The following is a 21,426-nucleotide window of genomic DNA, read 5'->3' on the forward strand; positions in this document are numbered from 1 at the left end:
AGATGTGTATAAGAGACAGCCTTCGACCCCTCGGACGGCCCGACGATCTCGCGCGACTCGAGCAGGTCCATCAGGCGCCCCGCCTTCGCGAAGCCCACGCGCAGCTTGCGCTGCAGCATGGAGGTCGAACCGAACTGCGAGGACACCACGAGCTCCGCCGCCGCGAGCAGCAGCTCGAGATCGTCACCGATGTCGGAGTCGATCTGCTTCTTCTCCGCGCCGGCGGTGACATCCTGGCGGTACTCCGGGCGCGCCTGCCGGGTGACGTGGTCGACGACCTTCTGGATCTCGTTCTCGTTGACCCAGGCGCCCTGCACGCGGATCGCCTTGGAGGCGCCCATCGGCAGGAACAGCCCGTCGCCCTGGCCGATCAGCTTGTCCGCTCCCGGCTGGTCGAGGATGACGCGGGAGTCGGTGACGCTGGTCACCGCGAACGCGAGCCGCGACGGCACGTTCGCCTTGATGAGGCCGGTGACGACGTCGACGGACGGGCGCTGCGTCGCCAGTACGAGGTGGATGCCGGACGCGCGGGCGAGCTGCGTGATGCGCACGATCGAGTCCTCGACATCGCGCGGGGCGACCATCATCAAGTCGGCGAGCTCGTCCACCACGACGAGGAGGTAGGGGTACGGCTTGAGCTTCCGCTCGCTGCCCTCGGGCAGCACGATCTCGTTGTTGACGACCGCCTTGTTGAAGTCGTCGATGTGGCGGAAGCCGAAGCTGGCGAGGTCGTCGTAGCGCATGTCCATCTCTTTCACGACCCACTGCAGCGCCTCGGCGGCCTTCTTCGGGTTCGTGATGATGGGCGTGATGAGGTGCGGGACGCCACCGTAGATGGTCAGTTCGACGCGCTTCGGGTCGATGAGGACCATCCGCACCTCGGACGGCTTGGCGCGCATGAGGAGGCTCGTGATCATCGAGTTGACGAAGCTCGACTTTCCGGAGCCCGTCGAACCGGCGACCAGGAGGTGCGGCATCTTGGCCAGGTTGGCGACCACGAAGCCGCCGCCGACGTCTTTGCCGACGCCGATCGTCATCGGGTGGACGCTCTTGGTGGCCGCGGGAGAGCGGAGCACGTCACCGAGCGACACGATCTCGCGGTCGCTGTTCGGGATCTCGACGCCGATGGCGCTCTTGCCCGGGATGGGCGACAGGATGCGCACCTCGTTGCTCGCGACCGCGTAGGACAGGTTCTTGCTGAGCGCCGTGACGCGCTCGACCTTGACGCCCGGGCCCAGCTCGATCTCGTACTGCGTGACCGTCGGGCCGCGCGAGTACCCGGTGACCTTGGCGTCGACGCCGAACTGCGTCAGCACCTCGGTGATCGCGGCGACGATCTCCTCGTTCGCGCTCGACCGGACCTTGGCCGGCGTGCCGGCGGACAGCATGGACGCCGCCGGGAGGTCGTAGGGCGCGACGGGTCCGTCGTCGGAGGGGACGGAGGAGGTCTCGTCGAAATCGTCCGCCGCACCGGCCTGGAAGCCTGGCAGCACGGCGGGCGCCGTCGGCACGGGTGCGGCCGCCGCCTTCGCGGTCTCGGGCACCTCGCCCGTGAAGCGCTGGAGCGCGTTCTCTGCCTGCGCGAGCTCGCTGAGCACCTCGGTGTTGTAGTGGTCGCTCTCGGGGTCGGGCTCGAGCGCGGTGGCGAACTCGCCCTTGCCGCGCTCGGGCGTGCCGAACACCTCGGTGAGGCCGTCCTGCGGGGCGGCGTCGTACTCCGGGTCCTCCTCGCGCTGGGACTTGTTGCGGCGCCACCACGGGAGCGCCGCGGCGTCCTCGTCGGCGTCGTCGTCGATGCCGTCGAGCTCGACCTGCTTGGTCTTGGCCTCCTTGGCGGCCTCGCGGGCCTCCTTGGCCTCCTGCCGCTCCTCCTCGGTGCGCAGCTGGGCGCCGAACAAGTACGAGTACAGCTCACGGATGCGCGAGGGCAGCTTGTTGGGCGGCGTCTTGGTGATGATGAAGAGGCTGAGGAGCAGCAGCAGGATGATGACCGCGCCGGCACCCCACGGCGTGATCACCAGCGACAGCGGCGCCGCGATCAGCCAGCCGAGCACGCCACCGGCCTGCGCGAGCGCGGCCATGCCGTCACTGGGCGACGGCTGATGGCTGAACAGATGACAGAGGCCCGAGACGGTCAGCAGCAGGAGGCCCAGCCCGATGCCGATCCGCGTGTTGTCGTGCACGGAGCTGGGATGCCGGAAGAGCCAGGCGGCGAAGAGCACCATGATGACGGGGAGCGCGAACGCGACCCGGCCGAACAGTCCGCCGAACGTCCACGCGTCGAGAATCCGCGCGACCTCGTCGTTGATCAGGAACCACTCGACCACGGCGCCCGCGATCGCGAGCAGCACGAGGAAGAAGGGGAAGCCGTCGCGCCGCTCCTCCTTGCTGAACTTCTCCGGGCCGAGGGCGCGGAAGGCGGCACCGGTGAGGTGCGCCAGTCCCATCCAGGCGCGGACGAGTGGACTCGGGCCCGCGTCGGCGGCCGGGTAGGCGACCGTCTTCTGTGCGGCGGTGCCTGCCGGCTTGCGCGCGGTCGAGCCGCCGCGGCCGGAGTTCCGGGCGCGCGATGTCGACTTGGTGCTCGTAGCCATAGGGTCACGCTACTTCGCAGGGGCGACAGCGGCGCGATCCCGCGCTGAGATGTGGAAAATCCGTGACCCGCGGACGGGTGGGGACGAACCGTCTCCGTGCCCCTCGCGCGTCAGCGCAGTGTGCGCACCATCGTGTCCGCGGACTCCCGCCGCAGCACCGTGGTGAAGCCCTCGCTGACGTAGAGCCGGTGCGCGACATTGCCGCGGTCGACGCTCAGGCTCAGGCGCGTCGTGCCGGAGGCCGCCGCCATCCGGACCACCTCCTGCAGCAGCGCCCGGCCGGCTCCCCTGGCTCGCCACGACGGGTACACGCCGAGCGTCAGCTCGGGGACGCCGACGGCGACGAACCCGGCGCCGGGGGCGTTCGCCGGGAAGAGCCTGGCCCAGCAGGCGCCGACCGCGACGCCGTGCGGGTCCTCCGCGACGCACCCGAGGTCGCCCGGCCGCCGCCAGCCGGCGATGTAGCGGAGCACGGAGGGATCCTCCAGGACCGTGACGCGCGGCCGCGCGCGGGCCGCGTCCCAGTTCGCCGCCTCCACCAGCATGTCGGCGAGCACCCGGGTGTCCTCGCGGGTCGCCGGGCGGATCAGGAACCCGCTCATGGCGGAAACCTACCCGTCCCCGTGTTTCGCGCGGGTAACGTTCCGGCGCGCGGCCACCGTCAGAACCGGATCGCGTCGATGACCTTGACCCGCACCGCGACCAGGGCAGGGAGCAGCCCGGCGAGAGCCCCGACCGCGGTGGCGGCGATGAGACCCACGACCGCCGCCTCGACGGGGAACGGCGGCGGGTCGGCGATCATGCCCTGGCCGAGCAGCTCCTCCACCCAGGGGCTCTTCACGATCAGGATCGACGCGCCGACCCCTGCCGCGCCCGCGACGACCGTGGCGACGACGCTCTCCATCATGACGGCGAAGAACACCCGTGGAGCCGTCGCTCCGAAACTGCGCCGCACGCCGATCTCGCGGATGCGGTGGCGCACGGTCACCAGGGCGATGTTGACCAGGCCCAGGGCTCCGAGCAGGAGGATCAGCACCGCGATGCCGATGACGAGCAGCTTGAGGACCAGCAGCGGGTCCTGGTTCTGCGTGGCGAGGTAGTCCTGCCGGTTGACGCCCACCGCGCCCTGGCCGAGCGCCTGGTCGAACTCGCTCGTGATGGCCACGGCGAGAGCGTCGCCGCGCTCGGGCGGCACCCACGCCTCGAGCGTCGGCGCCCCGTACTGCTGCGGATCGGTCGAGGAGAGCGACCCGGCTGTCGCGGCGAGGAGGAAGGCGCTGGGCTGATCGTCGTAGTCCGGCGTCGCGACGACGCCGACGACGAGGGCGGTGACGCTCTGCTCGCCGCTCAGCACCGTGGCCGTCGGGTGGCTGTCCAACGGCGGGTTCCCGAGCTGGGCCCAGAACGCGGAGTTCACGACGATGGTGGGCGCGAGAAGCTCCGCATCGGCGGGCAGGAACCACCGGCCCTCGCGCATGACCGTGCGGTGCATCACGGCGTAGGGCTGGTCCACCGCCTGGGTCGAGACCTGCAGGACGCCCGTGCGGAACTGCACGCGCATGCCTCCCGGCGAGTTCTTCGAGCTGTAGCGGATGTCGTGCCTGGCCAGGATGGTGGCCCACGCGGCGTCGACCCGCTCCGGGCTCCCGGTCGTGGGGTCGCCCGACAGGTACACCGAGATGAGGGCGGGCCGGCCGCCGAACCGCTCGTTGTTCTCGCGGATGCCCTGTTCGGCGATGTTCGCGAGGCCCACCACCGAGCTCAGCGCGCACACGGCGACCCCCACGCCGAGGAGCGAGAGGAGGACCCGCGTGCGATGGATGCGCAACTCCTGCCACGCCTCCACGACCGCGCCCCAGATCGCCTCGACGAGCCTCATGCCGTGACCTCCGCGTCGACCGGGCGCAGCCTCCCGGCGTCCAGGCGGTACCGGCTGGCGGAGCGGGCCGCGACCGCCGGGTCGTGCGTGATGACGACGAGCGCGGCGCCGTTCTCGGTCGCGACCTGTTCGAGCAGGTCGATGACGGTGGCGCCGGTGTCCACGTCGAGGGCGCCGGTCGGCTCGTCGGCGAGGATCAGCCGCGGCGCCCGCACGAGCGCCCGCGCGATGGCCACGCGCTGCTGCTCGCCTCCGGAGAGGACCTCGGGGCGGGCGTCGAGCCGGTGGCCGAGCCCGACCCGCTCCAGCATCTCTGCGGCGAGCGTCCGGCGCCGCCAGAACGCACGGCCGCTCGCGTAGAGCAGCGGTGTCGTCACGTTCTCGAGCGCGGTCCGGCCCGAGAGGAGGTTGAACTGCTGGAACACGAAGCCGACCGCCGCACCACGGGTGCGGTCCCGCGCCCGGCCGCTCAGCCGTTCGACGGGGACGCCGTCGAAGGCGAAGCTCCCGCTCGTCGGCGCGTCGAGCAGCCCGAGGATGTTGAGCAGCGTCGACTTGCCCGATCCCGAGCGCCCGACCACGGAGAGCCGCTCGCCGGCTGCCACCTCGAGGTCGATCCCGCGCAGGATGGTCAGCGGTTCCGCGTCCGGGATGCGGACGGTCTTCGCGACGCCCTCCAGGCGCAGCAGGGTCACGGGGCGCCCGCTTCGCCGCACATGGTCACGCCGTTCCCGGCGTCCGTGCAGCCTCCGGCGGCCTCCTGCGCGTCGGCGCCTGGGACGAACTGCAGGATCGCGTCTCCCTCGTGGAGCCCCTCCGTGATCTCGACGGATGTTCCGTCGGTGAGCCCCAGCGTGACCGGGTGCTCCGTCGGCGCGCCGCCCTTGTCGCCGGGGACGAAGACGACGCCGGTCCCGGCGGAGCCCTTCACCGCGGTCGTCGGGACGGTGAGCACCCCTTCGGCCTTGCCCGCGGCGATGGTGATGTCGGCGCTCAGGCCGGCGAACACGGTCGTGCCTGCCGGAACCGCGCAGCGCACGGTCGTCGTGGGCGTGGAGCCCCCGCCCTCACCGGCGCCTCCGGCATCCGTCCGGCCGCCCGTGGATGAGGAGGAGGCGGTCGCGGGCGGGGTGGTGATCGTGAGCCCACCGCAGCTGAAGGGCGCAGGTCCGCCCTTCACCGTCACCGTGGCCGTGTCCGGACGGGACACCAGCCGGTACTGCAGCTCCGGCGAGAGGGTGGCCGTGGCCGAGAAGGTGCCCGGTGCGACCGACCCGACGACGTCCCCGATCGCGACCGTCTGCCCGCTGAGGACGGGCAGCTCGGAGACGACCCCTGCGATCGGGGCCGTGACGTCGGTGTAGCGGACGAGCGGCTCGCGCTGCTCCATCGTCTGGGATCCGTCCGGCCCGGTGGTGACCACCGGCTCGCGCGGGGTCTCGGTCTTCACATCGAAGAGCACCGTCCCGGCGTCGACGTGCTGACCCACCGCGACCTGCACCTCGTCCACGGTGCCGGCCGTGGTGGCGCGGGCCGGCGTCGCGTCATCCGCGACGATCGACCCGGTCACCCGGACGTCGTTCAGGATCGTCCCGGTCTGCACCGTGGTGACCGGATCGCTCAGCTCCCCGGTCGGTGTCGTCGGATCGCCCGCCTGCGCATCGCCGGCGGGGAAGAACGCGAGTTTGACCAGCGCGACCGCGATCGCGGCGATGAGCACGATCCTGAGCACGGGCAGCACCCAGCGACGCATGACCCCCATGTCGATTCCCCCTTGACCGCGACGCTCGGCCGCGTCGCTCCCCCCAGTATGTCAGATACGAGCGACGCTCACGCCTCGATCACGAGCGGCACGATCATCGGCCGGCGCCGGTAGCTCGTGTTCACCCAGCGGCCGACCGTGCGCCGGACCACCTGGGACAGCGCGTGCGAGTCCCGGACGCCGTTCTGGGCCGCGTCGGCGAGCGCGGCCGCGATCTTCGGCTTGACGTCGTCGAACACCGCGTCGTCCTCGGCGAAGCCCCGCGCGTGGATCTCGGGGCCCGTCACGATGCGGCCGGAGGCCGCCTCCACCACGACGATGATCGAGATGAAGCCCTCTTCGCCGAGGATGCGGCGGTCCTTGAGGTCGGCGTCGGTGATCTCGCCGACGCTGGACCCGTCGACGTAGACGAAGCCGAGATCGAGCTGCCCGACGACCCGAGCCACGCCGTCGCGCAGGTCGACCACCGTGCCGTCCTCGGCGAGGATCGTGTTGCGCTCCGGCACGCCGGTGTCCATCGCCAGCTTCGCGTTCGCGACCAGGTGCCGGTACTCGCCGTGCACCGGCATCACGTTGCGGGGCTTCAGGATGTTGTAGCAGTAGAGCAGCTCTCCGGCGGCGGCGTGGCCGGAGACGTGGACCTTCGCGTTGCCCTTGTGGACGACGTTGGCGCCGAGCTTGGTGAGGCCGTCGATCACCCGGTAGACGGCGTTCTCGTTGCCGGGGATGAGGCTGGAGGCGAGGATCACCGTGTCGCCCTGGCCGACCTCGATCTGGTGCTCCAGGTTGGCCATGCGCGCCAGCACGGCCATCGGCTCGCCCTGCGACCCGGTGGACATGTAGACGATCTCGTCGTCGGGGAGGTCGGCGGCCTTCTTGTAGTCGATCAGCACGCCCTCCGGCACCTTGAGGTAGCCGAGCTCGGCGGCGATCGTCATGTTGCGGACCATCGAGCGGCCGAGCAGAGCCACGCGGCGGCCGTTGGCGGCGGCCGCGTCGAGGACCTGCTGCACGCGGTGCACGTGGCTGGAGAAGGAGGCGACGATCACGCGGCGCGGGGCGCGCGCGATCACGTTGTCGAGCACCGGGCCGATCGAGCGCTCGAGCGGGGTGAAGCCGGGCACGTCGGCGTTCGTGGAGTCGGCCAGGAACAGGTCGACGCCCTTCTCGCCCAGCCGGGCGAACGCGCGGAGGTCGGTGAGCCGGTCGTCCAGCGGGAGCTGGTCCATCTTGAAGTCGCCGGTGTGGAGCACGACGCCGGCCGGCGTGGTGATCGCGACGGCGAGGGCGTCCGGGATGGAGTGGTTGACCGCGACGAACTCGAGGTCGAACGGGCCGAGCTGCTCGGTCTGCCCCTCCTTGACCGTGAGCGTGTACGGCTGGATGCGGTGCTCCTTGAGCTTCGCCTCCACGAGCGCCAGGGTCAGGCCGGAGCCGATGAGCGGGATGTCTCTGCGGAGCTTCAGCAGGTAGGGCACCGCGCCGATGTGGTCCTCGTGACCGTGGGTGAGCACGACGCCGAGGATGTCGTCGAGGCGGTCGCGGACCGGGCCGAAGTCGGGGAGGATGAGGTCGACTCCCGGCTGGTCCTGCTCGGGGAACAGGACGCCGCAGTCGACGATGAGGAGCTTGCCCTCGTATTCGAAGACGGTCATGTTGCGGCCGATCTCGCCGAGACCGCCGGTGGGGATGATCCGGAGCGTGCCCGGCTGAAGCGCCGGGGGCTCGGAGACCTGGTTGGGCATCTGCCCTCCTTGTCGGATTTCGCTGCAATGAGGGGCGCGCGAGCGCCCCGGGGCCGGTGGTGCGGCGGCCCCTACCGCGTGGTCCCGGCGATCCTGGGCAGCGCTCCGCCGGCGGCCGCGTTGCGGTCGGGCCGGAAGTTGGAGAAGTCCACGCCGGGGATGTCTTTGACGAGGTCGAGCTCGTCCTCGATCTGAGCGGCCTCCCACTCCTCCGGTCCGACGAGCGGGAGCCGCACGCGGGGACTGGAGATGCGGCCGAGGCCGTGGAGGATGTACTTGGCGGCGACCGTGCCCGGCACGTGCGTCATCACGGCACGCACCAGCGGCTCGAGCTTGCGGTGCGCCGCGGTCGCCGTGGCGAGGTCGCCGGCGTTGACCGCGTCGACGATCTGCCGGTACGGCGTCGACGCGATGTTGGCCGTCACGCCGATGAGGCCGGTGGCGCCGATCGCGAGGTGCGGGAGCACGTTCGCGTCGTCGCCGGAGAAGTACATCAGGTCGGTCTGGTTGAGCACGCGGCTCACCTCGCTGAAGTCGCCCTTCGCATCCTTGATCGCGAGCACGTTGGGGTGCTTCGCGATGCGCAGGATGGTCTCGTACCGGATGGGGACGCCGGTGCGGCCCGGGATGTCGTACAGGATCACCGGGAGGTCGGTCGCGTCGGCGATCATCCGGAAGTGCGTGAGGATGCCGGCCTGCGTCGGCTTGTTGTAGTACGGCGTGACGACCATGACGCCGTCGGCCCCGGCCTTCTCGCTCTGCTGGTAGAGCTGGATGGCGTGGGCGGTCTCGTTCGAGCCGCCGCCGGTGATGATCTTGGCCCGGCCGGCCGCGACCGACTTGCCGACCTCGACCAGGCGCAGCTTCTCGGGGTCGGTGAGGGTGGAGGTCTCGCCGGTCGTCCCGGTGACGACGATGCCGTCGGCCCCGGCGTTGATGACGTCGTCGATGTGCTTCTCCACGCCGGCCCAGTCGACCTCGCCATCGGCGGTGAAGGGCGTGACCAGGGCGACGAGCACCTGGCCGAACGGATTCTCGTGGGACGACATGGCACCAGGCTATCGGGTCGCGCACCGCCGTCGCCTCCCGGCCGTGGAATGTGGAGAACCCGCCGCGAGTCCCGCCCTGTGGACGCGCGCGGGACGAAACCGGGAATCAGCCGAGCGCCCGCTGACGGTGTCGGAGCCCGACAGTAGTCTGGTGCGACCCGCCCGGCCCCGCGGCGGAGCGACGAAGGAGGCCTCATGGCAGTCACCAGCGAATCCACCACCGTCTGGAACGGCGACCTCACGTCCGGCTCGGGCAGGGTCACCCTCGACTCGTCCCACGCGGCAGAGCTCGACGTGAACTGGAAGGCGCGCTCGCAGGGCGGAGCGGAGGTCACGACGCCCGAGGAGCTGCTCGGAGCAGCGCACGCCGCCTGCTTCTCGATGGCGTTCTCGAACGTGCTGGCCGGCTTCGGCACTCCGCCGGAGAGCATCCAGACGACGGCCGCCGTCACCTTCGATCCCGCGCAGGGCATCACCGGCAGCCACCTGCTCGTCAACGCGAGCGTCCCCGGCCTCTCCGACGAGGACTTCCAGCGCCTGGCGGACGAGGCCAAGCGCACCTGCCCGGTGTCGCGGGCGCTGGTCGGCATCCCGATCACCCTCGAAGCCACGCTGGCCTGAGCCGTGCGCGTCCTCGTCTCCGGCGCCTCGGGCATGATCGGCACCGAGCTGGTGCGCCAGCTGGCGGCCGGCGGGCACGAGGTACGTCGACTGGTCCGCGGCGAGCCGCACGGCCCGGCGGAGTTCGCCTGGTCGCCCGCGACCCGGCGCATCGACGACCGGGCGCTCGACGGCGTCGACGCGGTCGTCAACCTCTCCGGGGCCTCCCTCGCCCGGCTGCCGTGGACGCGCGCCCACCGCCGGCGCATCCTCTCGTCGCGCATCGACACGACGGGGACGCTCGCCGACGCGATGCGCCGCCGCGACACCCCTCCCGCCGTCCTCGTGAACGGCTCGGCGGTCGGCTACTACGGCGACCGTCCCGGCCAGACGCTGACCGAGGAGTCGCCGAAGGGCAGCGGGTTCCTCTCCGACGTGGTCGAGGCGTGGGAGGCCGCGGCGCACCTCGCGCCGGAGGGCACGCGCGTCGTCACCCTCCGCACCGGCGTCGTCGTCGGACCGGGCGGCGCCATGAAGCCGCTGCTGCCGATCGCCAAGCTCGGGCTGGCCGGGCCGATCGGGGGCGGGACCCAGTACTGGCCGTGGGTGAGCCTCCACGACGAGGCCGCGGCGATCGTGCATCTGCTGACGTCGACGCTGGCCGGTCCGGTCAACGTCGCCGGACCCGAGCCCGCCACCGCCGGTGAGGTCGTGCGCGCGCTCGCGGACGCTGTGCACCGCCCCTCCGCCGTGCCGGTCCCGCGGTTCGCGATCGAGCTCGCGCTCGGCGACGCCGGCCGCGAGATGCTGCTCTCCAGCCAGCGGGTCGTGCCGCAGCGCCTGGTCGACGACGGCTTCGTGTTCCGCGACCGGACGGTGACGGACGCCATGCGGCGCCTGCTGGAGACGCGCGCCGCCTAGCGCTCCTTAGCGCCCGGCGCGCTCGTTTCGCTGGTCGCGCTCCTGCGTGCGGTACAGCCGGATGGCCTGCCGCAGCGCACCGCGGGCGCGACGGCGGTCGCCCGAGGCGTCGTACGCGAGGCCCAGCCGGAACCAGGCGCGCCAGCTCTCGGGCTGCGCCTCCACCTCGGCCCGGTAGCGCGGGAACTCCTCGTCGGCGGCGTCGCGCAGCGGCCGTCCGCTCGCCCGGGTGGGCAGGTCCTCGACGGGCAGGCCGCCCTCGGCGTCGAGGAGGCGGACCAGCTTCTCGGTCTGCGCCCCGAAGAGCAGTTCGCGTCCGATCGCCCAGGCGGCGATCAGCGGCAGCACGAGCAGGGCGACGCCCATCACGACGCCGACGACCTCCCCCGTCTGCATCAGCATCACGGCACGCTGGAAGACCAGCACGAGGTAGACGAGCAGGATGAGCGCCATCACGATGGCGGCGATGCGGTTCCTCACGTGGCGGCCGTCAGAGCTCGCGGACCGTGCGCCGCGGCGGCTCGCCGCTCGGCTCGGCGATGCCCAGGTCGATCAGCTTGTCGAGCCCGACCACCACGCCGGTCGTCGTCGCCGCGGCGCGCAGCGCGAGCAGGATGCCGGCCTCGTACGCCTCCGGGCCCACGGTGTCGTGCGTGACGGTGAGGGTCTCCCCCGCACCGCCGAAGATCACCTGCTGCTGGGCGACGACGCCGCGCATCCGGAGGCTGTGGATCGGGACGCTCGCCACCTGCTGGCCGCGGGCGCGCTGGTCGGTGTGCGGAGCCTCCACCGGGCCGATGGCCGCGCGTGCGGCGCCGATCAGCTCGGCCGTGCGCACCGCCGTGCCGGAGGGCGAGTCGATCTTGGTGGCGCCGTGCGCCTCCACGATCTCGATGGAGTCGAAGAAGCGCGCCGCGACCGTGGCGAACGCGGTGCCGAGCGCGGAGCCCAGCGAGAAGTTCGGGATGACGACCGCGCCGCGGCCCTCGTGCTGCGCCACCCGGCGCTCGAGGTCGAGGATGCGGTCCGCCGACCAGCCGGAGGTGCCCACCAGCACGTTGAGGCCGTTGTCGATCGCGTAGGCCACGATCTCGGGGCTCACCTGGGGCAGGGTCATGTCGACGAGCACGTCGGCGCCGAGCATCTCCTCCAGCGGGGAGCGGGAGCCGAGCCGGGCCACCAGCTCCAGGTCGTCCGCCTGCTCGATCAGCCGGGCGGCGACACTGCCGAGTCTTCCGGTCGCACCAGCGACGGCCACGCGAATTGTCACCCGTCCACCCTAACCCCCGCGCAGCGCGGGCTACGCTGGGCCGATGGTGTCCTTCGCAGATGTCAGCGTCACGGACGCGAGCGCCCATCGCATGCTCGCCGACTACTTCGCCGAGCGCGCGGCGACCTTCCCGGCCTCGCAGGGCGCGTACCGCACGACCTTCCCCGATCCTGGGCAGTTCGTCCCGCCGAAAGGCGTCTTCCTGCTCGCGTACGACGAGGACGGCGAGGCCGGCTGCGGCGGCATCCGCGAGCTGGCGGTGCCGCTCGACGAGATCGAGGAGGGGCAGAGCGTCGTCCGCTACGAGATCAAGCACCTGTGGGTCGCGCCCGGACACCGCCGGCGTGGGCTCGGGCGGTCGATCCTGGCCGAGCTGGAGCACCGCGCCCGCGGCTTCGGCGCCACCGAGGTCGTGCTCGACACCAACAGCAGCCTGGAGGCGGCCGGCGAGCTCTACCGCACGCACGGGTACGAGAGCATCCAGCCCTACAACGACAACCCGAACGCGACCGACTGGTTCCGCAAGCCGCTGACCTGAGCCGCCCGCCGACGCGGGTCAGACCGGCTGCAGCTCCGGGAGGCCGGTGCGCAGCTCCACGGGCAGGTGGCCGAGGTCGTTGTGCACCACGAGCACGGGCGGCTTGGCCGAGCGGACCCGGATGATCGTCAGGCCGCAGTTGGCCTGGTTCAGCCCCAGCCAGCGCCAGGCCGGGGCGTCGAACACGTGCCGCACGAACCAGCCGATCACGAAGTTGTGAGTGACCAGCAGGTCGTGCCGGTCCCCCAGCGCCGGGGTGAGGAACTCGTGCACCGCGTCCTCCATCTGCGCCCGCCCCGCCTCGATCTCGGCCTCGGTCACCGGGCCGAAGAACGACTCGAACGCCTTCGGCATGTCCGGCGTCGGCCCCGAGGGGATGCAGTCGAACAGCAGGCTCGACGGCTCGGGGGTGAGCGCGGGCATCCGCTCGGCCATGATCGCGGCGGTCTCCGCCGCCCGGTTGAGCGGCGAGTGGTACATCGCGGTGAACGGGATGCCGCTCAGGCGCTCGGCGATGAGCTGCGCCTGGCGCTTGCCGCGCGGCGAGAGGGGGCCGTCGGGGAGGCCGTGCTCGGCGTCCTGCTGCTCGCCATGGCGCACGAGATAGAGGTAGTGGGGCACGGGAAGCCTTTCGAGTGATCGGATGGATCGGAGCGGCGGGATCAGGGAGCGAGACCGGCGAACATGTCGTCGGTGACGCTCCCCACCGCGGAGACGGAGACCGGCCGCCCGGCGAGATCGCCGGCGAGGGCCCGCACGTCGTCGGCGCTGACGAGGTGCAGGCGGCGGAGGCTCTCGTCGAGGTCGGCGAACTCGCCCAGGCTGATCTCGGCTCGACCGAGCCGCGACATCCTGGTGTCCGAGTCCTCCAGAGCGAGGGCGGCCCCGCCGGAGAGCTGACCGACGGCGCGGTGCAGCTCCTCGGCGGTGACACCCTCGTCGGCGAGGCGGTGCAGCTCGGCGAGCATCAGCTCGGCGACCTGCCTGGCCTTGGCGGGCGAACAGCCCGCGTAGAGGCCGAAGACCCCGGCGTCGGAGTACGAGCCGGAGAACGAGTAGACGGAGTAGGCCAGGCCGCGCTTCTCGCGCACCTCCTGGAAGAGGCGGCTCGACATCCCGCCGCCGAGCACCGAGTTGAGCACGCTCATCGTGGTGCGGCGCTCGTCGGTCGCGACGATGCCGGGGAGGCCGATGAGGAGGTTCGCCTGCTCGGTCGGGCGCTGGACGGTGACGACATCGGCTGCCCGGCGGATCTCGGCGGGCACGGTGGCGCGGCGCTCGACCGGCGAAGCGGTCACGGCCGGATCCCAGCCGGCGGCAGCGAGGGCACGCGCGACACCCTCCACGAGGAGGTCGTGGTCGACGGCGCCGGCGGCCGTCACCACGAGGTCCTGCGGGCGGTAGTTGGCGCGGTAGTGCGCCCACACGGCGTCACGGGTGGCGGCACGGATGGTCTCCGGCCGGCCGCCGATCGGCCGCCCGAGGGGATGGTCGCCGAGCACAGCGGAGAACAGGCGGTCGTTGGCGACGTCGGCCGGGTCGTCCTCGGCCATCGAGAGCTCCTCGAGGATGACGCCGCGCTCGTTCTCGAACTCGGCCGGGTCGAGCACCGAGGAGGTGAGCATGTCGCCGATGACCTCGACCGCCATCGCGAGATCGCGGTCCTGCACCTTGGCGTAGTAGCAGGTGTACTCCTTGGCCGTCATCGCGTTGTGCTCGCCGCCGACGGAGTCGAAGGCGATGGCGATGTCGAGGGCGGTGCGCCGGGCGGTGCCCTTGAACAGCAGGTGCTCGAGGAAGTGCGTGGACCCGAGGCTGCCCTGCACCTCCCCGTCCTCGTCGCGCGAACCCACCGCGACCCAGTAGCCGAGCGTCGCGCTGCGGGCGCCGGGCACCTGCTCGCTGAGCACGCGGACGCCGCTGGGAAGGACCGTGCGGCGGACGAGGGCGTCGCCGGAGGCGGCGAACGACAGATCGGCCACACCGAGCGGGAGGTCGACTGCGCTGTTCATCCCCTCCACCCTACGCCAGCGGTCCGACGCGGCTCGCTGAGAAAATGGGGACAGAAAGACTGGTCTGTCCATCTGTATACTGAACGGACCACCGGGCGCACCCTCCCCCTGGATCGCCCGGTGGACCCCTGAATCCTGGAGGCGCAGGCCGCCTCCCAGCCCGAAGGAGCCGACCGGATGGTCGTAACCGCCCGAGCGACCATCCGGCCGCCAGCGCCCTCGAAGATCAAGATCCTCGCCACCGCGGACGAGCTGTTCTACCAGGAGGGCATCCACACCGTCGGCGTCGACCGCATCATCGCGGGCGCGCGGGTCACCAAGGCCACGTTCTACAAGCACTTCCGCTCGAAGGATCTCCTGATCATCGCCTACGTGGAGGGTCGCGACCGCCAGGTGCGGGAGTGGTTCGCCGCGCAGGAGGCGGAGGGCACGGACCCCCGCGACATCGCCCGCGCGCTGGTCGACTCGATCAACGAGCAGGCGATCCGGCCGGGCTTCCGCGGCGACCCGTTCATCAACGCGGCCGCCCAGTTCGCCGACGAGGCGCACCCGGTGCGCGTCGCGGTGACGGCGCACCGCGACTGGTACGCGAAGCGGATCGAGGAGCTGTTCCGCCAGATCGGCCACCCGCACCCGGGCGACGCGGCCGACGACCTGATCCTGGCCCGCGACGGCGCGCTCGCCGGCGGGTACGTCGGCGACCCGATCGCGGCGGGCGCCGCACTGCACCGCTCGCTCGACCGCATCCTCGCCGAGGCGTAGGGCGCGCGGGCGGCGGCCGCCTTCATCGAGTTGTCACGAAACGCCGCCGGGGCGCGTCCCGGGACGGCGCGTCGCGACAATTGGATGAGGACGGTCGACGAGTTGGCGCAACACGCCGCCTGGTCGCCTCCCGAGACGGCACGTCGCGACAAATGGATGGGCGCGGCCGGCGAGTTGGCGCAACACGCCGTCCCGGCGCCTCCCGAGACGGCACGTCGCGACAAGTGGATGCGGGCGGCGCGGCGAGTTGGCGCTACACGCCGCCTAAGCGGCCCCCGGGACGGCGCACCGTGACAAGTGGATGGGCGCGGGCGGCGAGTTGGCGCAGCACGCCGCCTACGCGGCCCCCGGGACGGCGCGTCGCGACAAGTCGATGGGCGCGGGCGGCGAGTTGGCGCAGCACGCCGCCTGGACGCCTCCCGAGACGGCGCGTCGTGACAAGCGGATGGGCGCGGGCGGCGAGTTGGCGTGACACGCTGGCTCGGTGCCTCCCGACGCGGCGCGTCGTGACAAGTGGATGAAGGCGGCGTCGCCCGGCCGCGGCCGGAGCCTGCGGCTACTCCGAGACGCGGTCGAGGTCGAGCATCTGGGCGCGGGTCAGGCGGATGCCCGCCGCGGCCATGAGCGCGTCGACCTGGTCGGGGCGGCTCGCGCTGGCGACCGGCGCCACGATCGTCCGCTTCGCGAGCAGCCAGGCGATCGCGATGCTCGACGGGGTCGACGCGTGCTCCGCCGCGATCCGGTCGAGCGTGGCGAGGACCCGCTGCCCGCGCCGGTTCACATAGGCGGACGCGCGGACGCTGCGCGCGTCGGCCGTGAGGTCGCCCTTGCTGCGGTACTTGCCGGTGAGGAAGCCGTTCGCGAGCGCGTAGTACGGCATGACCGCAAGGCCCTGCGCCGCCGCGACGATGCGCAGCGCGCTCTCGAACTCCGCGCGGTGCACGAGGTTGTAGTGGGTCTGGATCGCGACGAACTTCGGCAGCCCGGACGATGCCAGGATGCGCGCCTCGATCAGCCGGTCGGCGCTGAAGTTCGAGGCGGCCAGGTAGCGGACCTTGCCCGTCTCGATCAGCCACTCGGCGGTCGCGAGGCTGTCCTCCAGCGGCACCTCGGGGTCGTCGTCGTGGAAGTAGAGCAGGTCGATCCGGTCGGTCTGCAGACGCTCGAGCGACGCCTCCACCGCCCGGACGATGCTCACCGAGCCCAGGCCGGGGTTGTCGTGGTGGCGGCCGACCTTGGTGGCGACGACCATCTGGTCGCGCACGCCGCGGTCGCGCATCCACTTGCCGATGAGCACCTCGCTGCGGCCGCCGACGTAGCTGTCGGCGGTGTCGATGAAGTTGCCGCCGCGCGCCGCGAAGCGGTCGAGGATGGCGAGGGACGTGTCGCCGTCGGCGGTCCAGCCGAAGACGCTCGCGCCGAGCGACACCGGGAACACGGCCAGGTCGCTCTCGCCGATGCGGCGCGGCGCGATGATCGACAGGGGGCCGGTGCGCTCCAGCGCGGGGTCGATGTCGAGCGGGCCGCCGGTGGCGGTGGACGGCTCGGTGAAGGACGCGGGCGCCACTCCGACCGCGGCGGCGGCGCGGACGGCGGTGGCGTGGGACGCGGCGGCCGCGTCGATCGCCGCGGCAGCGCGGGAGACGTGTGCGGCGTCGACCGCCGCGGCGGCGTCGATCGCGGCGGCGGCGTCGACGGCGGCGGCGGCGATCGCGTCGGCGCCGGACGGGGCCGCCCCCGCGGCAGCGGATGCGGTCGCGCCGGCGTTCGCGGTGGCGCCCTGCGCGACGGCCCCCTGCGCGACGGCGCCCTGCGCAACGGCCCCCCGCGCGGCGCTCTCAGCGCCGTCCGCGTCGGCACTCGCGGAGGGGGCGGCGATGCGGCGGAGGCGGAGGGGCAGCAGCTGTGGCATTGCGTCCCTCCCTCCCGCGGTACGACCTTCCCACCAGGTTCGACCATGCACTCGAATCGATTCGGAACGTGAAATTCTCGAATCCTCACTTGCAGGGTACGGCAAACCCCTGACGCTCCCGGGACCGAATCGGTGAACACGACCGGAATGGATCATCACGATCTGATCACGGCGGCGGGTCGCCTTCCGCGCCCGGGGCGTGCGCCCGCGGTCAGGCCCTCCTGAGCACCGTCCGCGCGTGCGCGAGCACCGGTCCGTCGACCATCCGGCCCTCGTGGCGGAACACTCCCCCGCCGGCCCGGTCGGCCGCCTCGAGCAGTGCCCGCGCAGCCTCCACCTCGGCGGGGTCCGGGCGGTACGCGGCCCTGATCGTGTCGACCTGACCGGGATGGATGCACGCGGTCGCGGCGAACCCGACGGCGACCGCGTCCTCCGCCTCCGCCGCGAGCCCGTCGAGGTCGGCGATGTCGAGGTGGACGGTGTCGATCGCGTGGCGGCCGGCGGCCCCGGCGGCGAGCAGCACGGCCGAGCGGGCGTGGGCGGCGACGTCGCGGTAGCGGCCGTCCGGGTGGCGGCTGGCGGTGCCGCCGAGGGAGGCGACCAAGTCCTCCGCGCCCCACATCAGCGCGAGCACGCCCTCCGCGGCCGCGACCCCGGGGGCGGCCAGCACGCCGGCGGCGGTCTCGCACAGCGCGATGACGTCGTAGCGGATGAGCGCGGCGAGGTCCTCCACGCGCTCCGCCTTCGGCAGCATCACCGAGCGGTACGGGGTGTCGGCGAGCGCGGCGAGGTCGGCGTCGTGGTCGGGCGTCCCTGCCGGGTTCACGCGCACGATCACGCGCGCGGGATCGAGCGAGCCGGTGCGGGCGGAGGCGGCGAGCGCCTCGCGGGCCGCCGGGCGCCGGGCGGGGTCGACGGCGTCCTCCAGGTCGAGGATGACGGCGTCGGCGCGCTGCAGCGCCTTCTCGTAGCGGTCGGGCCGGTCGGCGGGACAGAACAGCAGCGCCGGGCCCCACGGGAAGTCGACGGCGGGGCCGTTCACTCCGCCGCCTCGTGGGCGGTGCGGCACCACACCATCACCTGGCGCACGGCGGTGGCGACGACGACGCCGTCCTGGTTGCGGCCGGTGTGCTCCAGCGTGACGATGCCCTGACCGGGGCGGGAGGCGGAGAGCCGCTTGGTCAGCACCACCGTCTCGGAGTACAGCGTGTCCCCCGGCCGCAGCGGGTGCGGGAAGGTCACCTCGCTGAAGCCGAGGTTGGCGACGATCGTGCCCTGGGTCAGCTGCGCGACCGAGGCGCCGACGATGGTGGCGAGGGTGAACATCGAGTTCATGAGCCTCCCGCCGAACGGCTGCCGCGCCGACCAGGCCGCGTCGAGGTGCAGGGCCTGCGTGTTCATGGTCAGGGTGGTGAAGAGGACGTTGTCGGCCTCCGTCACCGTGCGGCCGGGGCGGTGCAGGTAGCGGGTGTCCGGCTCGAACTCCTCGTAGTAGAGGCCGCGCTGCTCGATCTCCCTCATGACGCGACCTCCGGGGCCGCGTCGAGCGCGATCGTGAGCGGCGCCCCGGTCGCCGCCACGACCTCCTCGGCCGTCACCCCTGGCGCGAGCTCGCGCAGCACCAGCCCGTCGGCGGTGACGTCGATCACCGCGAGGTCGGTGATGATCCGGTCGACGCAGCCGGTGCCGGTGAGCGGGAGGCTGCACTCCCGCACGATCTTCGGCCGGCCCTCCCGGTCGACGTGCTCCATCATCACGATGAGCCGCTTGGCGCCGAAGACGAGGTCCATCGCGCCGCCCATGCCCTTGACCATCTTGCCGGGGATCATCCAGTTGGCGAGGTCGCCGGTCTCGGACACCTCCATCGCGCCGAGGACGGCGAGGTCGACGTGGCCGCCGCGCACCATCCCGAACGACAGCGACGAGTCGAAGAAGGCGGCGCCCGCGTTGACCGTGACGGTCTCCTTGCCGGCGTTGATCAGGTCGGGGTCGACGGCGTCGTCGACCGGGTACGGGCCGACGCCGAGGACGCCGTTCTCGGAGTGCAGGATGACCTCCACACCCTCCGGGATGTAGTTCGGGATGAGCGTCGGCATGCCGATGCCGAGGTTCACGTACTGGCCGTTCTCGAGCTCGCGCGCCACCCGGGCGGCGAGTTCGGTACGGGTGAGGCTCATCGGGTGCTCCCTTCCGACGCGGTTCCGGGCGCCGCGGCGACCGTGCGCCGCTCGATGCGCTTCTCGACGCCCGGCGCGTGCACGACGTGCTGCACGAAGATCCCGGGGCAGTGGATGGCGCCCGGGTCGAGTGCGCCCGGATCCACCAGCTCCTCCACCTCGGCGATGGTCACCCGGCCGGCCATCGCGGCGAGCGGGTTGAAGTTCATCGCCGCGGCGTGGAAGACGAGGTTGCCGTGCCGATCGCCCTTCGCCGCGTGGACCAGGGCGAAGTCGGGCCGCAGCGAGCGTTCGAGCACGTAGCGGGCGCCGTCGAAGTCGCGCACCTCCTTCGGCTCGGACGCGACAGCGACCGACCCGTCGGCGGCATACCGGCGCGGCAGGCCGCCCTCGGCGATCTGGGTGCCGACGCCGGCCGGGGTGTAGAACGCGGGGATGCCCGCCCCGCCGGCGCGCAGCTTCTCGGCGAGGGTGCCCTGCGGGGTGAGTTCGACCTCCAGCTCGCCGGAGAGGAACTGCCGCGCGAACTCCTTGTTCTCGCCGACGTACGAGCTGATCATCTTGCGGATGCGGTGCTCGGCGAGCAGGAGGCCGAGGCCCCAGTCGTCGACGCCGCAGTTGTTGCTGACGACCTCGAGGTCGGTGGTGCCGGCCTCCAGCAGCGCCTGGATGAGCGCGCTCGGGATGCCGCACAGCCCGAAGCCGCCGACCGCGAGGGTGCTGCCGCTCGGGATGCCGGCGACCGCCTCCGCGGCGCTCGCCACCGTCTTGTCGATCACTGTGTCCTCGCTTCCGATCTGTCGAGTACGCCGAAATTCGGGCGGAAACCGCCGAGTACGCAGAGAATCCGCGTACTCGGCGGTCAGGGTCAGGCGGTGAAGCCGAGGGAGCGTGCGATGATCATCTGCTGGACCTCGCTCGTGCCCTCGCCGATCTCGAGGATCTTCGAGTCGCGGTAGTGCCGGGCGACCGGGTTCTCGTTCATGTACCCGTAGCCGCCGAAGATCTGCACGGCGTCGCGCGCGTTCTCCATGGCGGCCTCGCTGCCGAGCAGCTTCGCGATCGACGCCTCGGTCTTGAACGGCTTGCCCGCCATCAGCTTGAAGCAGGCGTCGTAGTACGCGAGCCGTGCGGTGTGCACCTTCGCCTGCATCCTGGCCAGCCGGAAGGAGATGTGCTGGTTGGAGCCGATCGGCCGGCCGAACACGTTGCGGGTCTTCGCGTAGCACAGTGCCTGCTCCAGGCAGCCCTGGGCGGCACCGACGCAGAGCGCCGCGAACGCGACGCGGCCCTCGTCGAGCGTCGCGACGAAGTTCGCGTACCCACGACCGCGCTCGCCGAGGAGGTTCGCCTCGGGCACCCGGACATCCGTCAAGGTCAGCGGGTGGGTGTCGGAGGTGTGCCAGCCGACTTTGTCGTACGGCTCGTGTGCGACGAAGCCCGGGGTCGGGACGGGCACGAGGATGGCCGAGAGCTCCTTCTTGACGGAGCCGTCCGGCCGCTGCTGCTCGCCGGTCACCGCCGTGATCGTGACGAGCTTCGTGATCTCGCTGCCGGAGTTCGTGATGAACTGCTTGCTGCCGTTGATCACCCACTCCCCGTCCCGCAGCTCGGCGGTCGTCTTCGTGCCCGACGCGTCGGAGCCGGCGTCCGCCTCCGTGAGACCGAATCCGGCGAGCGCCTCGCCGCGCGCGAGCATCGGCAGCCACTCCTGCTTCTGCTCCTCGGTGCCGCTGCGGAAGATCGGCATCGCGCCGAGGCCGACGCCGGCCTCCAGCGTCACGCCGATGGACTGGTCGACCCGGCCGAGCTGCTCGACCGCGAGGCACAGCGAGAGGTAGTCCTTGTCCTGACCGCCGTACCGCTTCGGGAACGGGAGGCCGAACAGGCCCATCCGCCCCATCTCGGCGATGATGCCGTACGGGAGCTCGCGCTTGGTGTCGTACTCGTAGGCGGCCGGCGCGACGACGGTGTCGGCGAACTCGCGCACCTCGTCGCGGAGGCGGCGCTGCTCGTCCGTGAGCGGGAAGGCGTCCAGGTCGGTCAGCCCGAACTCCGCGGAGGCGGCCGCGGTGGCGGCGGCGCCGGTCGTGGCGGCGGCGGTCGCTGCGGCTCCCGTCGTGGCGGGGGTGGCGGCTCCCGCGTCGCTGCGGTCTCCTGTCATCTGCATGGTCATGGTTCCTCGTCTGTCTCTTATACACATCT

General features: G+C 72.0%; 22 protein-coding genes. 5 read left to right on the plus strand and 17 right to left on the minus strand.

The window, feature by feature from the left end:
* The 7 genes from ACR9ZG_RS10595 to dapA all read right to left on the minus strand — a co-directional run.
* The coding region (locus ACR9ZG_RS10595; protein ID WP_481284796.1) for a DNA translocase FtsK at positions 1-2,594 on the minus strand (2,594 nt) is incomplete at its 3' end.
* 110 nt (positions 2,595-2,704) lie between these two features.
* Complete coding sequence (locus tag ACR9ZG_RS10600) at positions 2,705-3,196, minus strand: N-acetyltransferase family protein (RefSeq protein ID WP_481284797.1); 492 nt, start codon at positions 3,194-3,196, stop codon at positions 2,705-2,707.
* A 59-nt stretch (positions 3,197-3,255) separates the two neighbouring features.
* Positions 3,256-4,473, minus strand: a complete 1,218-nt coding sequence (locus ACR9ZG_RS10605; RefSeq protein ID WP_481284798.1) for an ABC transporter permease — start codon at positions 4,471-4,473, stop codon at positions 3,256-3,258.
* The gene (locus tag ACR9ZG_RS10610; protein ID WP_481284799.1) at positions 4,470-5,168 is read right to left on the minus strand and encodes an ABC transporter ATP-binding protein; all 699 of its coding nucleotides are present in this window, start codon (positions 5,166-5,168) and stop codon (positions 4,470-4,472) included. The genes ACR9ZG_RS10605 and ACR9ZG_RS10610 overlap by 4 nt, the downstream gene beginning before the upstream one ends.
* Positions 5,165-6,235, minus strand: a complete 1,071-nt coding sequence (locus ACR9ZG_RS10615; protein ID WP_481284800.1) for an efflux RND transporter periplasmic adaptor subunit — start codon at positions 6,233-6,235, stop codon at positions 5,165-5,167. The genes ACR9ZG_RS10610 and ACR9ZG_RS10615 overlap by 4 nt, the downstream gene beginning before the upstream one ends.
* Positions 6,236-6,303: 68 nt before the next feature.
* Complete coding sequence (locus tag ACR9ZG_RS10620; protein ID WP_481284801.1) at positions 6,304-7,980, minus strand: ribonuclease J; 1,677 nt, start codon at positions 7,978-7,980, stop codon at positions 6,304-6,306.
* A gap of 71 nt (positions 7,981-8,051) precedes the next feature.
* Entirely contained in the window at positions 8,052-9,029 is a 978-nt protein-coding gene (gene dapA / locus ACR9ZG_RS10625; protein WP_481284802.1) for a 4-hydroxy-tetrahydrodipicolinate synthase, read from the minus strand.
* A gap of 195 nt (positions 9,030-9,224) precedes the next feature.
* Here dapA and ACR9ZG_RS10630 point away from each other — a divergent pair, with 195 nt between their 5' ends.
* Both ACR9ZG_RS10630 and ACR9ZG_RS10635 read left to right on the plus strand, forming a co-directional pair.
* Entirely contained in the window at positions 9,225-9,650 is a 426-nt protein-coding gene (locus ACR9ZG_RS10630) for an OsmC family peroxiredoxin (protein ID WP_481284803.1), read from the plus strand.
* Positions 9,651-9,653: 3 nt separating this feature from the next.
* Positions 9,654-10,550 carry a TIGR01777 family oxidoreductase gene (locus tag ACR9ZG_RS10635; protein WP_481284804.1) on the plus strand — a complete coding sequence of 299 codons (897 nt, stop codon included), beginning with the start codon at positions 9,654-9,656 and terminating at the stop codon, positions 10,548-10,550.
* 6 nt (positions 10,551-10,556) lie between these two features.
* Here the strand turns inward: ACR9ZG_RS10635 and ACR9ZG_RS10640 are convergent, their stop codons facing one another.
* Together ACR9ZG_RS10640 and dapB are read right to left on the minus strand one after the other, a co-directional pair.
* Positions 10,557-11,003, minus strand: a complete 447-nt coding sequence (locus ACR9ZG_RS10640; RefSeq protein WP_481284816.1) for a tetratricopeptide repeat protein — start codon at positions 11,001-11,003, stop codon at positions 10,557-10,559.
* 37 nt (positions 11,004-11,040) lie between these two features.
* Positions 11,041-11,820: a 4-hydroxy-tetrahydrodipicolinate reductase gene (dapB, locus tag ACR9ZG_RS10645; RefSeq protein WP_481284805.1), complete on the minus strand. Its 780-nt coding sequence runs from the start codon at positions 11,818-11,820 to the stop codon at positions 11,041-11,043.
* 43 nt (positions 11,821-11,863) lie between these two features.
* Here dapB and ACR9ZG_RS10650 point away from each other — a divergent pair, with 43 nt between their 5' ends.
* Complete coding sequence (locus ACR9ZG_RS10650; RefSeq protein WP_481284806.1) at positions 11,864-12,358, plus strand: GNAT family N-acetyltransferase; 495 nt, start codon at positions 11,864-11,866, stop codon at positions 12,356-12,358.
* Positions 12,359-12,376: 18 nt separating this feature from the next.
* Here ACR9ZG_RS10650 and ACR9ZG_RS10655 read toward each other — a convergent pair whose 3' ends face one another.
* Both ACR9ZG_RS10655 and ACR9ZG_RS10660 read right to left on the minus strand, forming a co-directional pair.
* Positions 12,377-12,979 carry a histidine phosphatase family protein gene (locus ACR9ZG_RS10655; protein ID WP_481284807.1) on the minus strand — a complete coding sequence of 201 codons (603 nt, stop codon included), beginning with the start codon at positions 12,977-12,979 and terminating at the stop codon, positions 12,377-12,379.
* Positions 12,980-13,020: 41 nt separating this feature from the next.
* Positions 13,021-14,370: a M16 family metallopeptidase gene (locus tag ACR9ZG_RS10660; RefSeq protein WP_481284808.1), complete on the minus strand. Its 1,350-nt coding sequence runs from the start codon at positions 14,368-14,370 to the stop codon at positions 13,021-13,023.
* A gap of 177 nt (positions 14,371-14,547) precedes the next feature.
* Here ACR9ZG_RS10660 and ACR9ZG_RS10665 point away from each other — a divergent pair, with 177 nt between their 5' ends.
* Entirely contained in the window at positions 14,548-15,132 is a 585-nt protein-coding gene (locus ACR9ZG_RS10665; RefSeq protein WP_481284809.1) for a TetR/AcrR family transcriptional regulator, read from the plus strand.
* Between the two features lie 319 nt (positions 15,133-15,451).
* Entirely contained in the window at positions 15,452-15,604 is a 153-nt protein-coding gene (locus ACR9ZG_RS10670; protein ID WP_481284810.1) for a hypothetical protein, read from the plus strand.
* Positions 15,605-15,688: 84 nt separating this feature from the next.
* Here the strand turns inward: ACR9ZG_RS10670 and ACR9ZG_RS10675 are convergent, their stop codons facing one another.
* From ACR9ZG_RS10675 to ACR9ZG_RS10700, 6 genes are all read right to left on the minus strand, one after another.
* The gene (locus ACR9ZG_RS10675) at positions 15,689-17,044 is read right to left on the minus strand and encodes an aldo/keto reductase (protein WP_481284811.1); all 1,356 of its coding nucleotides are present in this window, start codon (positions 17,042-17,044) and stop codon (positions 15,689-15,691) included.
* Positions 17,045-17,255: 211 nt separating this feature from the next.
* Positions 17,256-18,086: an HpcH/HpaI aldolase/citrate lyase family protein gene (locus ACR9ZG_RS10680; protein WP_481284812.1), complete on the minus strand. Its 831-nt coding sequence runs from the start codon at positions 18,084-18,086 to the stop codon at positions 17,256-17,258.
* A complete protein-coding gene (locus ACR9ZG_RS10685; RefSeq protein WP_481284813.1) occupies positions 18,083-18,565 on the minus strand; it encodes a MaoC family dehydratase in 483 nt (160 codons plus the stop codon). The genes ACR9ZG_RS10680 and ACR9ZG_RS10685 overlap by 4 nt, the downstream gene beginning before the upstream one ends.
* A complete protein-coding gene (locus ACR9ZG_RS10690; RefSeq protein WP_481284814.1) occupies positions 18,562-19,221 on the minus strand; it encodes a CoA transferase subunit B in 660 nt (219 codons plus the stop codon). The genes ACR9ZG_RS10685 and ACR9ZG_RS10690 overlap by 4 nt, the downstream gene beginning before the upstream one ends.
* Positions 19,218-20,000: a CoA transferase subunit A gene (locus tag ACR9ZG_RS10695; RefSeq protein ID WP_481284815.1), complete on the minus strand. Its 783-nt coding sequence runs from the start codon at positions 19,998-20,000 to the stop codon at positions 19,218-19,220. The genes ACR9ZG_RS10690 and ACR9ZG_RS10695 overlap by 4 nt, the downstream gene beginning before the upstream one ends.
* A gap of 89 nt (positions 20,001-20,089) precedes the next feature.
* Positions 20,090-21,259 carry an acyl-CoA dehydrogenase family protein gene (locus tag ACR9ZG_RS10700; RefSeq protein ID WP_481284817.1) on the minus strand — a complete coding sequence of 390 codons (1,170 nt, stop codon included), beginning with the start codon at positions 21,257-21,259 and terminating at the stop codon, positions 20,090-20,092.
* Positions 21,260-21,426 lie beyond the last annotated feature (167 nt).

This window comes from Leifsonia sp. KNZ12-8B, from assembly GCF_056755495.1.

Excerpts from the sequence above, each read along its gene's own strand:
- ACR9ZG_RS10600 (WP_481284797.1), bottom strand. The coding sequence starts at position 3,196 with ATGAGCGGGTTCCTGATCCGCCCGGCGACCCGCGAGGACACCCGGGTG.
- ACR9ZG_RS10605 (WP_481284798.1), bottom strand. The coding sequence starts at position 4,473 with ATGAGGCTCGTCGAGGCGATCTGGGGCGCGGTCGTGGAGGCGTGGCAG.
- ACR9ZG_RS10615 (WP_481284800.1), bottom strand. The coding sequence starts at position 6,235 with ATGGGGGTCATGCGTCGCTGGGTGCTGCCCGTGCTCAGGATCGTGCTC.
- ACR9ZG_RS10620 (WP_481284801.1), bottom strand. The coding sequence starts at position 7,980 with ATGCCCAACCAGGTCTCCGAGCCCCCGGCGCTTCAGCCGGGCACGCTC.
- dapA (WP_481284802.1), bottom strand. The coding sequence starts at position 9,029 with ATGTCGTCCCACGAGAATCCGTTCGGCCAGGTGCTCGTCGCCCTGGTC.
- ACR9ZG_RS10630 (WP_481284803.1), top strand. The coding sequence starts at position 9,225 with ATGGCAGTCACCAGCGAATCCACCACCGTCTGGAACGGCGACCTCACG.
- ACR9ZG_RS10640 (WP_481284816.1), bottom strand. The coding sequence starts at position 11,003 with ATGGCGCTCATCCTGCTCGTCTACCTCGTGCTGGTCTTCCAGCGTGCC.
- ACR9ZG_RS10650 (WP_481284806.1), top strand. The coding sequence starts at position 11,864 with ATGGTGTCCTTCGCAGATGTCAGCGTCACGGACGCGAGCGCCCATCGC.
- ACR9ZG_RS10660 (WP_481284808.1), bottom strand. The coding sequence starts at position 14,370 with ATGAACAGCGCAGTCGACCTCCCGCTCGGTGTGGCCGATCTGTCGTTC.
- ACR9ZG_RS10665 (WP_481284809.1), top strand. The coding sequence starts at position 14,548 with ATGGTCGTAACCGCCCGAGCGACCATCCGGCCGCCAGCGCCCTCGAAG.
- ACR9ZG_RS10675 (WP_481284811.1), bottom strand. The coding sequence starts at position 17,044 with ATGCCACAGCTGCTGCCCCTCCGCCTCCGCCGCATCGCCGCCCCCTCC.
- ACR9ZG_RS10685 (WP_481284813.1), bottom strand. The coding sequence starts at position 18,565 with ATGAGGGAGATCGAGCAGCGCGGCCTCTACTACGAGGAGTTCGAGCCG.
- ACR9ZG_RS10690 (WP_481284814.1), bottom strand. The coding sequence starts at position 19,221 with ATGAGCCTCACCCGTACCGAACTCGCCGCCCGGGTGGCGCGCGAGCTC.